We start from the raw sequence: 13098 nt of genomic DNA on the forward strand, positions 1-13098 counted from the left end.
TCCAGGTCGCGCTCACGCCAGGCCTGAAGTTCAGGTAGCAGCTTGTCGGTAACAGTGTTGATGGTGCCGTTGGAAAGCGGCATGCCATAGATATCGGCAATATGTGTGCGGATATCCTGGTAGCTGTTGCCCAAGGCAAACAGGGCGATGATCTTGCGCTCCAGTTCGTCGGTAAGCTGGGTCTGATGCTTCTTGACGACTTGTGGCTCGAAGGTGCCAGTACGGTCCCGCGGCGTCTGCAGCTCGAAACTGCCAGCGGGGCTTTCATGGTTTTTGAGGTGGTGCCATTCTTGCGGTTGGGCTTGTCCTCGCTGGCGAGGTGCTCTTCCAGCTCTGCCTTCATGGCGGCTTCGGTGAGTTGCTTGATCAGAGGAGTTAGAATGCCATCTTTGCCACTGAGGTCTTTGCCTTCACGCAAGGCCTTGATGGCGGCATCCATATCGAAAGTGGGTTTGGTCATGGGTCATCTCTTTTTTTTTGTTAATGATAAAGAAATGACACAAAGTTCTGAGCACTACTGAATAAATTGAAGGCCGGGTAGTTTGGTCTTAAGCTACAAATTTAATCTGCCAGAAAGAGGCTGCTGTATTGTGAGGGTAAATGGACATGGGTTGTTAAGTATCCTCTTAAGCGTCATTGGATTCGCAATCGTTCTACCTGTATGGGCTGCTGGTATTCATAGTTATGGAGCAATTTCAAGAGTTTGGTTATATGTAGATCTAAAATTTTTAATGCTTGTTGGGTTTATATGCATGGCGTTTAGTTTGTTGTGCATTACTAAGTCCGCTAGGAAGTCGGGGTTATTAAGTTTGATAATTCCTATGTCTATTGTTATTGTTGGGTTATTGCAGCTCATTCTTCTTTCCGTTTTATTTGCCATGAAAGTATTCTTTCATATTGATTAGTGGTTAAATGCACGAAAAAAATATAAATCAAACCTCTACGATTACTTGTCCCATGTGTGGATATAGGCATAAAGAAACCATGCCGATAAATGCTTGCCAGTGGTTCTATGAATGTAAAAAATGTAGCGAGTTACTAAGCCCCAGGAAGGGTGATTGCTGTGTGTTTTGCTCTTATGGAACGGTTCCTTGCCCTCCAATTCAACAAGGCCGAAAACCTTGTTGTTCTTCTTCAAAGTGAACAGTAAAAATCAAAGTAAATCAATGGGTTGAAAGCCCCTGATTCCCTTCGTGTCAGATCAGTATAAAAGATCCATGTCGCGATAAATACGTAAATTTATCACCTGATTTCCCGAAGCCCGCCTAGCGCTGGTTTTCTCATCCTCAGAGTCAGAGGGCTTCCAATGGTTGAAGGCTCTCCATTCCTGCGCTTACTCAATATTACCAAGTGCTGGTTTAGCTGGGTCTCAATCACTCTCCAATTTAGGCGAAGCCCCTGCATTCAAAAGTTCCGTGACGATCTGTTCGCTGAAATCTCAGAATCCCAGTTCGACTCAGCCCTGGTCAATATGATGCAGAACCAGATAGAGGAGTTGATGGCCGGATTTTGGAAATATCAAGTAAACCACGATATCGCCTATTCCCACGGGTAGTGCTGCACGCAACCGCATTTTTAACGCTGCGCGGAAGCTACCCGTCACAATTTTTCCCTAATACATTGACCGGGCCTACACCTAAGACAGTCGATAAGAAGAAATCCGACGGCAAGAATCAAGTCCATCCTGGTGAGCCTATTGTGCATGTAACTGACCCTCCTAAAGAGGCCGATGTTGAAGTTACCGTGGACCTGCACCACCTGTTGCATCAGGAGCCTATGAAGGATCACGAGAAATTGGCCGGTAAGGGTCCGATCCTGACCTCCCTCCAGTTCAAGCTGCTGATCGGACAGGGTCGTTCTATAGTGGACTCCGGCGGTAAGATAAGCCAGTAGCGCGCTGCGTATGAGTTCAAGCAGCTAATGGGGGCTCTACTTAGCTCTTATTGCAATTCCCTGGAGGAGAAGTAGTTGCTAATGCACTTAGCCGGTGTATGCAGAATGCCCCCTATTAAGTTGTGCTGCTGGAAGGTGATGAAGAGTTCGAACAGAGCTGCATTAACTCACTGACTCCGTCTGTCATACCTACGGCTGTGATGCAATGGTGTTGGAGAATGTAGAAAATGCCGATGTTTTCGCCCTGATATACGTAGGCAATACGTGACTGATTCTCAAAGAAGTGTCCTTCCCGTTGCAGCTGGCAAGTTTGAAGGGGGCTGAGGCGAGGGTGCGTCTTATTGGGTTCTGCTTATTTCTCCTCGGCAGTAGCATGACTTCTGGATTTCCTCAATGGTAATGACTGGAGAGTGTTGCTGGCCAATGTGCATAACCGTGGGGCGGGTTGATGGCACACCGTCTTCCAGGGTGAGTGCACTATGTGGAACGGTATTTATATTCGAAAAATGAAGAGGCAGGTGCGCTTTATTGCCAGTACAAATATGAAGATTCTACCGGGTCAGAAGGAAAGAATACACTGCACTCGAGACGCGCTGTGAATACATCCTTTGTTGCAATTAAAAAATTCGTTTTTGAGGAGCTAGTTTCTACTGATCAGTTTTTATTGGTAAAGTAGAAAAACATACTGTAGTAGATAGGAATATATACGGGAAGATCAAGGTATGTTTTGATAACTTTTTCGGTAGAGGATGTGTTATTTGGTAAGTACGATGACTCTTTCGTGGATATTTTTGCAATAATTCTACCTTTGGATTATCAGCACAACTGGAAGAGGGTCTCTATTTGGTTGCCTCTGTAAAGATTGGCGGTCAGAGTGTTATTGAAGATCAGTGCCCAATAAAATTGTCAAACTTTGCAGGAGTTCTGCAAGCTTCGTGTGCCGCACCATTTTTACTGAAGTCAAGTGCGGAAAATATCGAAAAAGCTAGAAAAGTTTTACATGCTGAATCTGCCTGAAAGATGATGGTGGGAAGGTTTATAGTTACTCTTCCATTTAGAAGTGGTGGAGAGTAACTATAAAAGTTAGGTCAAAAGTGACTTTGTTACTAAAAAGAGGGAAATAAAGAATACACTGCGCTCGGGACCATATGAGGCATGGATGCCGATTGCGAGCTTACAGGGATGTATTCACAGCGTGTCTCGAGTGCAGTGTATTCTTTCTTTCTGACACAGTAGTATATAGCTGATAAATACTTAATAGCTCAAACGTAATCTATTCACAAGGCAGTTTCCACTGATATTTTCAAAATTTATATGAATTTCTTTTCCGGCTGCGGCCCCTGCCAAAGCGGCACTAAACATTAAATTTAAACCTTCTTGCGTTACGCTGTTTTGTCCCACCTTTACTAAGTACTGGTGAGGCTTGGTGCTAGTTGAGCAGGACGGGGAATCTTCGTTAAAAATAATTACAAAACTTCCATCACTAAGTGGATATATATCTGAAACTGTAGAATTATGCCACGTATCTTCTGCTATAGCAGGAAGAGAGAATAGTATTGAAATAATTAATACTTTAAGTCTAAACATCTTAACTTAACCTTTTTTTGGCCGGGCAGCCCACTATCTGGCAACGGCCTGACCTTATATGATTCAAAGAGTGCGGAAATATCCGGGCTTGATCCTCAATTATACAATTTTTAATCGGTGTCAGAAAGGCCTATAACCCCACTTCCTTGACCGCGCAATCCTTTTCTGTACAACAAACCTGCGCTGCTTCTGCGACACATGCGAGTCTGGTGTATTGCTAGCAGGCAAGAGGCAGCCACTTGCGGTGAAGCTCCAGTCATTGGCAGTGATTAGGTGGAGAGTGAGGGATATGAAGATGGTGGTCCTGAGCCACTGATGGCTTCACAGGTAAAAAAATGAGATGCCTGTTGGTACCAAAACATCGATAGCCACTGATATTCCGGGAATCGTGATCAATGTTTCGGATGTCCCCGAGCCGCTGATGCAGTACCAGCTGTTGTAAGTTCTTACGGAAAGTTGATTCCCCTGCATGTTGACATCTTTGACTAGAGGTTTGATACGTTCTCTGGGGTAGAGAGCCACACAATAGTCAAGCTTGGCATTAAAAATCAAATTTTGAGCAAAGTATTTACCAATGTAGCCGATACTCTTAATGTCCATCCAGAGATTATTATGGCTGGCTTCTCGCTTATTGATTTGCCTGCAGCAATACCGAATAGGTACTCAGGGTAGGGCGGGCTCATTATCTCATGCAATGAGGAGTAGCTCTCTATAGGTAGGATATCGATCTTTGAAGCTGACTTTTGTATTGATACCAAGGACATCTTCGTGCATCAATCGGTGAAATATTTTTAGTAATTGAGGTTTAGGGGGTTCCAAAGTTGTTGAATAACAGTGAGAATGTAGCAGAGAAAAGTTGCGTTAATATATTCGCTATCCCGCAATATTTCAGCAGGGGTAGGCTTTAGTGTCTCAATGTGTAATTGAGTTTTAGTTTTTGGTGAAACTTGATCTTGTTGTAGGCTGACACATTGAGCCTTCTTCTGAATTGACCGTTAAATATATGGAAATAAAATGAAATATTTTAGTGTGCTTATGGCAGTAGTAGCCTTGTTGATTGCGAACAATTTGCAGGCAGGGACACCGACCTGCCATTCAGGAAGTGATGCGTATTGCCAATACGTCGGTAAGGTTGAGCGTGTCTATGTGAATAACGATAATCTCATATTGTTGTATTTTGATACGCCTGTACCATTAAGCGTTCCGGCAAGTATTGGTCTTAGTGTAGGATCTGGCTTTGCCGCTGCAGTTGATGCCGATGAAAACCCTGAGTTTGCCAAAATGCTTTATTCAACAGCCCTGACCGCCCAAGCATCTGGACGTAGTGTAACTATACAGATGAGAGGGATTCAGAATGGTTATTTGAAGATTGACCGTATATGGCTGTATGCTCCTTAGTTCTGCTTTCTTGGGTGTGCGAGAAAAGGGAGGTAATGTTATATACTGACGCCCTATCATCAACTGGGACTAGTAGCATTTATCAGCTTAATCCAAAATCCTGACAACTGAGAATGGGAGTGCATATGTTCCCACTGTTTGAAGTGTTGAAATACGAAATTAAGCTAAGAAATTAAAAATGAAGAAAATATCAATGCTCTCTGTAATGGCATGCCTCGCTAATTTAGCAAATGCAAAATACTCTGGGTGTTCTATGAATACGGCTGTCGACCTCGTTTACACTGCGGGCAATAATGAATTATAGGTGTTTCCGGTCCCTGTCAAGGGATAAGAATATGCACTTGGGGAAGAAATTTTTTCGGCAGGTTTTCGGCCTACTTAACAAAGATGACTTGGTGTATGGTTTATCATATGCTTAACAGAATATAAAATATTGCCAAATTGACTCGGAATTATTCAGAGGTTCCCTAAAATTTTGGAGGCTTGATATGCCCAATCGCGTTGTGTTGGTGGCCGCGCTGGTAGCGTTGCTTGGTGGTACGACTTATTGGGGGCTGCAGATAAGATCACCTAGTGATTCTCATGTGGATGAATACTTCTCAGAGCTTCAGCACGAAGTAATAAATCCAAAGAATGAAGCGGGGAAAGTCTCATTGATCACTGATTCTAAACCCGTGGCACTACCATCAGATGATGAAATGCTGCATCAGATGCAAACGCTTGCTGAAATGGAGCAAGAAATGTTCAAAGCTGATGCGCAGGCTGCCAAGGCGGAGCAGGAGCTATATGAAATGACGGGCGGTACAGAAGAAGAATTTCGTTCTCGCTACGCAGATATTCTCAACCGCTAGGTTGTTTGTGTGAATTGATAGTAATAAAAAGATAAAAGCTTAGAGTTGGGTGATAGGGGATGAATGCCGTGAAAGTCAGCAAGCTCGGAATAGTTATTGTTACATTATATATGCTTTTCAGTAGCATATCTTCTAGCGCAGAGGACATCATTGGAAATATTAGCGGTGATGTTAGTGTTAGTAATGGTTCGTTATCGTATTCACTAGCGTTGCCGACACCCTCGAGTATTCACAATCTCAACCCTAATTTGACATTGAATTACCACCAACAATCCGGCCCTGGCACCTTGGGTATGGGTTTTTCTCTATCCTCTTCATCGAGTATTTCACGGTGCACGCCTAACGAACAAAAGGACAGTTTTTCAGCCGGTATTGAGCGCAATGCCAATTCACGTTTTTGTCACGATGGAAAAAAGTTGGTAGCTATTTCTGGAGGAAATGGTGCAGCGGGCACCGAGTACCGCAAATATCAGGACGATAATACCAAGTATATATCAGGTGGCGGTAGCAATAATACGCCAATTTATTGGGAGCAGTACTCCCCCGATGGCTATATCTTGCGCTATGAGCGAGTGGGCTTGGCTACTGATTTGTTTGCCAACTGGCTGTTGGTAAAAAAAGAAGATCAATTCGGCAATGCAATTACCTACCAATATTCCGAAACGTCTGTGCCACTATTGATGCGCATCATTTATCCCGGCTACAGTGTGGAGTTTGTGTATGAAGATCGACTTAATGCACTGTCACAATATCAGCAAGGTGTACAAGCCACTTTGGATAAGCGACTGCAAAAAATTCAAGTAATCGCCGGCTCACAAGATAGTTTTGAATACCGTTTCAACTACGAAAGTACCAACGTAGGTATAGCAGCCGAACGACTGCAGTCATTAACTCGCTGTTATGGAAACGCAGGTAGTGACGGTTGTTTAAAACCGGTTCTGTTTGATTACTTACCTCAGCCTACGAGTGGGCAAGCGTTAGATGCGACGGCCGATAAAACGATCGTCATCCCCAAATCGTACTATAAGGCTCAGGGAGATTTGCCCGAGGTGGGATTTGCCTATCGCCCCAGTTTTGCTGCAGCAGACCTTAATCGCGATGGTTACACAGACTTTTGTTATTACAAGCCCGAAAAGGGTTTAATGTGTACTCTGCATAATGGTACTGGTTACGGTAGCCTTATTCCCTGGTCTGAAGATTTGGGTTTTGCTGCTAGTGCGGATGATTACAGCTATTACGCCAATTTGTACATGGTTGATTTGAATAGTGATGGTTATTCCGACTACTGCATCGCTAACAAAGGCGGTATGCGTTGTGGTCTCAATAGTGGAGGAAATCATTTTAATCCGGCGAGCTACTGGTCTACCAAAAGCAGCGGCGGTATTGGCAGTGAGGAGTTTCCCAGTTTTCAGTATGTGGATGGCGACAACAATATCGATATTTGTGGTGTTATTGGTGAGAGTTATCGCTGCTTTAAAAATACAGGATCATCTTTTAGTGGTCAGCTAGTTGGCCTGGATGGACCGTTGAATATTCGCCATGCGCTGACCACAGATGAAGGGATTAACTTTCCTAAACCTGATTGGAAAGATATTGACGGCGATTTGGACCTCGATATTTGCTGGTTGACCTTACTCGGTGATTTCAAGTGTGCTTATCGAAGTGTCAACCCCTCCACTCATGCTGTGCAATACAGTACCCCCCAGGTGGTGGCCAATTTGAATGTGCCACAAGCGCCGCTCGGAGATTGGGCTGATAGTCAATTTCGTGAGGCTATGCACCAGTTTAGCCTGACTCTGCGCTATGGAGATTTGAATGGCGACGGTTTAGTGGATATCTGTTATGGAAATGGCCAGTTCTATCAGTGTCAAATCAATACGGGTGCTGGACTGACACAAGCCAGACAGTGGCTGGATATTAGCCATTTATTTACCTTTGAGGACAGAGAGGATGCAACACTGGCATCTATCACATTGTCAGACATGAATCTCGATGGTCTCGCCGATTTTTGTGTGATTTACGGCGGTTATCAATATTGTGCTTACAACGAAGTGAACCAATTTAGCGTATTAACGCCGCGACAGATTATCAATGCTGATATTGATGTCGATACATCGGTGGTTAAAGCCTATGCAAACTTTGTGCGCCGCTGGTTTGGCAGCACAACCGAGTATCGGTCCAGCGCTGTAAGAGCGGCCTTCGGCAAGTTTTTACCTGTAACCGATGTTAACAATGATGGTTATACCGACACCTGTTATCGCAGTATTGATGGTGTAGTTTGCGTAACCAATGACAATTTTGCACCCCATGCGCTGTTGACGGGGGTCACCGATAGCTTTGGTCGGCGTACGGATATTGAATATAAAAATCTTTTGGGTACGGGGCTATACAAACCTGCGGCCTCTATTCCTGACGGCTTTTATGAAAATCCGCAAAATCGCAAAGTTGTCTCAATGATCACAACGGATTCCGGTGCCTACGATAGAAATAGTAATACAGCTATTCGCAATGCGATCAACTATCAATATGAAGGGTTTCTGGTTAATCGGACTGAGGATATTCGCGGCTTCGCTGCTGTAGAATGGCACGATAGCGAACGCAACAGCACAACGCGTTCGCAATTCTATCTACAGCGTCACTTGGAGGGGCGTGAACAAGTTATTGAGGAAACGGTGAATAATGTTTTGCTCAAGCGCAAGACCAATCACTATGGCATCTTAACGCAATCGAATGGCACCGTACGTGTTGTACTCGACAGCAGTTCGGAAGAGCAGAATGATCTGAGCGGCGATATAGTAAGCATCACGGAAGCAACCAATAGTGATTTCGATACTTATGGTTTTCCGCAGACTATCACACTTACAAAGCAGCAGGACTACGAGACCCTGACCACAGTAACATCGACCAGCTACGTAAATAATACCTCTTTGTGGTTGCTTGGCCGACCGGACATGCAAACGGTGACTCACAGTGATAGCAGTGGCAATCGTATTGTTCGCGAAGTGGATTACCAATACAATCATAATGGCCTTCTATCCAAACAGATTAATGAAGCATCATCGGCGTTGAGTCTTACGATTGAGTACGAATACGACAGTAGTGGTAATGCAGAAAAGGTAACAAGCTCCGGTAGTGGGGAGTCTCGATCGCTGACTAAAACCTTTGATGCGCTGGGGCGTGTAAAGACGCAGACGAACTCCGCTAATCAGACAGAATTGTTTAGTTATCATGACCGTTGCGGTGGTGTGGAAACTCATACTGATATAGCCGGGCGACTAATTCGGACCCACTATGATGATATGTGCCGTTCGATTAAAGAAGAGTCTTATGACAGTAACGAAATCACTCGTGAATTTTTCTGGGCCGATTCCGCTGACAACTATTGGATCAATGAGGCACCAAATTACCCTCTTAGCTATAAAAACCCTATTGTTTACAAAGTCAAAGAAAGCACAGCGGCAGGCCCCTGGACCATATCTTACTATGATGCGCAGGGGCGCGCTGTCAAAGTCGAAAGATTGGGTTATTCCGACACTGAAAATCAGCGGGTTTCAATGGTGTTTACGGCCTACGATCGCTATGGCCGAAAAACAGCGACCACCTTGCCGTACTTCAAAACCAACGGGCAAGCGATAACGCCGAGCTGGATTACCATTGGCTATGATGCAGTAGGGCGCGTGCAGCAGGAAACCAAAGTCGGCCCTTATGGCACACCGGTCACCTCCACCTACAGTTACCATAGGGGGACGACGACCCAGCGTTATGTAGATTATCAAAAAGTCACGGACATGGGTATCCATGGTAAGGCTAAGCGAATTACCGAAAACGGCCTTAGTATTGATTACAGCTATGATCCGATGGGCAACCTGCTGACCACAACTACCGGCGGTCTAACTACGACGCTCGAATACGATGATGTGGGCAATAAGTCCAAACAGATAGACCCATCTATGGGAACTTGGGAATATCGGTATAACGCCTTTGGTGAATTGGTTTGGCAACGAGATGCCAAAGCGCAGGTGACAACATTTGAATATAATTCGCTTGGACAGCAAGTTAAACGTAGTGATCCCGATGGCATCACCACCTGGCATTATTTCAGCACTGGCAACGGTATTGGTCAGTTGCAGAGAGAGGAGAGCCCTGCGGCCACAAAAGAGTGGCAATATAACACTATGGGGTTGGCAGTCAGCGAAACCTTGACCGTTGAGGACCAGAGTTTTGCCACTCTTTATGCTTATGACCACTTCAGCAGGCTGATTACCAAGACAGAATCCAATGGTTTGGAGGTGCACTATGAGTACGATCAAACAGGCGCTGTTGACAGTGTTAGTATTCCACAAGAGGATTTTAAGGATTTTAACTACAGTGTGCTTGAACGTGAATATGAAGCATTGCTGAAGTTATATGTTGAAACTGAGAGTAAAATTGCTCAACTCGAGCGTCAAGCTGAATATCATCACAAACGTGCTATCGAGTTTGCCGCAAAGGTGCAATATTTTGCTGGCTTATTAAAAGAAACCAATCGTCAAATACAAGACCTAGAAAAAACCGCAACACAACACCAAGAAATGGCTGAGCGCTACCTCGAACAAGCGCGAGTGGAGCGTGAAAAAGCGGCGCAATTACGTGCACAATTTGGCGACAAGACTTTTGAGTATACTGGTGAATCGGGGAATTATTATAATTTCCGTTATAAACGTTGTACAAAGAAAAAACGTAGTTGGGGTGGCTTGGGCCCAAAAAAATGTAAACGTTACGAGACCCATAACATTTCCGTTTTTGCCGGTGAGCGCAACCCGGTGGATGTTAATGCCGGTATGACGGACCGCTCGGTTAAATATTATGAGGAAAGCCGGACTATTGACTATCGAGCATTTTGGGAAAAACTAGGAGTTGATACAACCGGCATGGATACGGAGTTTACTTACACTTACAAGCCGCGTCATGTTAAACCCTATCAAATTTATGAAAATGCGGCTGCCTCTTGGGAGGCGCTGGCCGATGTGGAGTTAAAGGCCGCGCATGCTACCCGTGAACAGATTGACCAGGTTGATACCGTCAAGATTATGATGCCGGTGGAGGTAACTCGAGAAACATGGGTGCCCATTAGCGGGGAGATTACCTTCTTTCTCAAGATGCCTGTGACCTTTATGGAAAATCAATTGGTCGATATGACACTGCAACAGGCAGCAAATTATTACCAATCCAAAATTGACCAATACAAAGCGCTGGCTAAACAGGAATTAAATGCCTATCAAAAAATTATCGATGGTGAGGGCTCTATCGAAGGTTTAGAGGCTCTGCGTAATGACTTGTTTGAATATAGACAATCAAAAAATCACTTTGAAAACAGTCTGCTGAGTATGGGCATTGATGTGGAAGACCTGGCGCTGGCGACCGGCGTTCAGGAAACTTTAACCGCAGTGAATGGGCGGCTAAACATCTGGATGGCCACTATGCGGCGTCCCGATGGAGCATTAGAGCGGGAGCTGTTTGGTAACGGATTGCGAACGGTTAGGCATTTTAATGATCAGAACGGGCTAATTGAGCGAATCTCAACCAGTTCCTACAGCGGTACAGTATTGAGAGATATTGAATACACTTATAATGATCGGGGTTTGGTAACTGCTAAGCAAGATTTGCTCACCGACAAGCACCAAACCGAAGAAAACTTTATCTACGATGTGCAGGGGCGATTAACGGATTGGAGTTATAGTCAGGCTGTTAACGTAGCTAACACCATACAGCAACAATCACTCAATCGCTCATATCGCTACGATGAGCGCGGGAATCTGACCTTCAAGACTGGTGCCGGTGATATGCTGTTTAACGCCAGCACTAATCGACTGGTTAGCCGTACACTGGACAACCAGACATTCTCCTATGGTTATGATAGTAACGGGAATATGCTGACCGGTGACGGCCGCACTTACCAATGGACTGCCTTTAATAAGGTGCGTCAAGTCACTGCCAATGGCATTAGAGTGAATTACGGCTACGATGGGTCTCACAAACGAGTCATAAAAGACAGCGATGCGGAGACTATCTATTACGTGAGCCCTAGCTATGAAGTAGTGCATCAAAAAGCAGCTAATGGTGCAACACAAGAGATTATCCATCGCCACCATGTTTGGAATGGGAATGATGTTGTTGCTACCTATGAAAAACGCCAAAAAGAAACGACTGATGTAGTTGAACAGGCACTGCAAACGGATCAGGTGGCTTATTATCATCGTGATATTATCGGCAGCGGTGAAGTGGTGACTGGGTCGGATATGGAGGTACTGGAACGCCGTTTTTATACTCCTTATGGCGAACTGATTCAGCACTTGTTGCCACAAGAAGCTCCAGATACCGAGCTTGTTGTTGACGAGCGTGAAGTAGAGATCGCTGATGATGTGGATTACAAACAGCTTATCAATTCCATAATCAACAAGCCCAGCGACTTCAGTCTGTTGTCCGAAAATATGCTGTCCAATGTGGGGTTTGCGGGGGATCTACGTGGTTACACCTCACACGAGACGGTTAAAGAGGTGGACTTAGTCAATATGAATGCCCGTATGTACGACCCGGTGATTGGACGCTTTATCTCGGCGGATAGCCTTGTACCGGATATCACACGGCCGCTGTCGTATAACCGATATAGTTATGTGGAAGGTAATCCAATCTTAGGTCGCGACCCCAGTGGACACTGGGTATGGTTAACCGCGGCCTTTGTAGCCTTTGTGGCAGCGCATGATACCGACAGCGAAGCTCTGCAAATTCTCAGTACGATTGCATTAGCTGCAGCCGGTGGCTTTGCGTTGGGAGCCGAGGGCTATGGTGTGTTCGAAGCCGGTTTCTGGGGGGCTGCGGGAACGGCGGCAACTGTGTCGGTCAGTATTACCTATTTAAAGAAAGGGAGCTTGAATTCCGAGGATTTGCGTAATGCCGCCTGGTCGGCATTAGCGGCTGGGGCAGCCAGTTTTGTCGGTGGCCAGTTTGAAAATTATACGGGCGACTACGAATGGGCTTTTAAGGCCGCGGCCCATGGTGCTGTGCAAGGTGGGATTAGCTTGCTTAGAGGTGATGGATTCAGGCAAGGGGCTATTAGCGGCTTAGCAAGCTCCCTGGGTGGCTCTGCGATAAAAAAATTGGGCTTAAACGAAACTGGTATAGGTAATGCCACAATGCGGACTTTGGTCGTCTCCGGTTTTGGCTTTTTAGCATCAGAAGCGACGGGCGGGGATGGTGTTCGTGGTGCTATGACCGCAGCGGCTGTGCATTTGTTTAATCATGAGGCACATCTGGAAGCTTCGGCTAATGCACAAAAGGCTCAGGGGCCTAGCTTTGCCGGCTTCTTAAGGGAAGAGGGTGTGAATATTCT

The 13098-nt window shown here is 45.3% G+C and carries 7 protein-coding genes and 2 pseudogenes; 7 read left to right on the forward strand and 2 right to left on the reverse strand.

The window, feature by feature from the left end:
- A pseudogene (locus ACCI49_RS21375) lies at positions 1-460 on the reverse strand (transposase); the annotation flags it as partial.
- 452 nt (positions 461-912) lie between these two features.
- Here ACCI49_RS21375 and ACCI49_RS21380 point away from each other — a divergent pair.
- From ACCI49_RS21380 to ACCI49_RS21395, 4 genes and pseudogenes are all read left to right on the forward strand, one after another.
- Positions 913-1143: a GDCCVxC domain-containing (seleno)protein gene (locus tag ACCI49_RS21380; RefSeq protein WP_371841260.1), complete on the forward strand. Its 231-nt coding sequence runs from the start codon at positions 913-915 to the stop codon at positions 1141-1143.
- 163 nt (positions 1144-1306) lie between these two features.
- Entirely contained in the window at positions 1307-1555 is a 249-nt protein-coding gene (locus ACCI49_RS21385) for a hypothetical protein (protein WP_371841261.1), read from the forward strand.
- The gene (locus ACCI49_RS21390) at positions 1510-1893 is read left to right on the forward strand and encodes a hypothetical protein (protein ID WP_371841262.1); all 384 of its coding nucleotides are present in this window, start codon (positions 1510-1512) and stop codon (positions 1891-1893) included. Before ACCI49_RS21385 ends, ACCI49_RS21390 begins: the two co-directional genes overlap by 46 nt.
- Before the next feature lie 467 nt (positions 1894-2360).
- Positions 2361-2492: pseudogene (locus ACCI49_RS21395) on the forward strand (hypothetical protein); the annotation flags it as partial.
- A gap of 655 nt (positions 2493-3147) precedes the next feature.
- On the opposite strand, the gene ACCI49_RS21400 reads toward ACCI49_RS21395, so the two are convergent.
- Positions 3148-3480, reverse strand: a complete 333-nt coding sequence (locus ACCI49_RS21400) for a response regulator receiver protein (protein WP_371841263.1) — start codon at positions 3478-3480, stop codon at positions 3148-3150.
- A 1014-nt stretch (positions 3481-4494) separates the two neighbouring features.
- Between ACCI49_RS21400 and ACCI49_RS21405 the strand changes: the two genes are divergently transcribed.
- The 3 genes from ACCI49_RS21405 to ACCI49_RS21415 form a co-directional block, all read left to right on the forward strand.
- Complete coding sequence (locus ACCI49_RS21405) at positions 4495-4878, forward strand: hypothetical protein (RefSeq protein WP_371841264.1); 384 nt, start codon at positions 4495-4497, stop codon at positions 4876-4878.
- A gap of 488 nt (positions 4879-5366) precedes the next feature.
- Positions 5367-5729, forward strand: coding sequence for a hypothetical protein (locus ACCI49_RS21410; RefSeq protein ID WP_371841265.1), 363 nt, complete (start codon positions 5367-5369; stop codon positions 5727-5729).
- A 59-nt stretch (positions 5730-5788) separates the two neighbouring features.
- On the forward strand, positions 5789-13098 hold a 7310-nt coding region (locus ACCI49_RS21415), incomplete at its 3' end, for an RHS repeat-associated core domain-containing protein (protein ID WP_371841267.1).

This window comes from Microbulbifer epialgicus (assembly GCF_041447265.1).
GTDB classification, from domain to species: Bacteria; Pseudomonadota; Gammaproteobacteria; order Pseudomonadales; family Cellvibrionaceae; genus Microbulbifer; species Microbulbifer epialgicus.

What these genes read in the sequence shown, in the direction of transcription:
- ACCI49_RS21380 (WP_371841260.1), top strand. Translation starts at nt 913, where the DNA reads ATGCACGAAAAAAATATAAATCAAACCTCTACGATTACTTGTCCCATG.
- ACCI49_RS21400 (WP_371841263.1), bottom strand. Translation starts at nt 3,480, where the DNA reads ATGTTTAGACTTAAAGTATTAATTATTTCAATACTATTCTCTCTTCCT.
- ACCI49_RS21410 (WP_371841265.1), top strand. Translation starts at nt 5,367, where the DNA reads ATGCCCAATCGCGTTGTGTTGGTGGCCGCGCTGGTAGCGTTGCTTGGT.
- ACCI49_RS21405 (WP_371841264.1), top strand. Translation starts at nt 4,495, where the DNA reads ATGAAATATTTTAGTGTGCTTATGGCAGTAGTAGCCTTGTTGATTGCG.
- ACCI49_RS21385 (WP_371841261.1), top strand. Translation starts at nt 1,307, where the DNA reads ATGGTTGAAGGCTCTCCATTCCTGCGCTTACTCAATATTACCAAGTGC.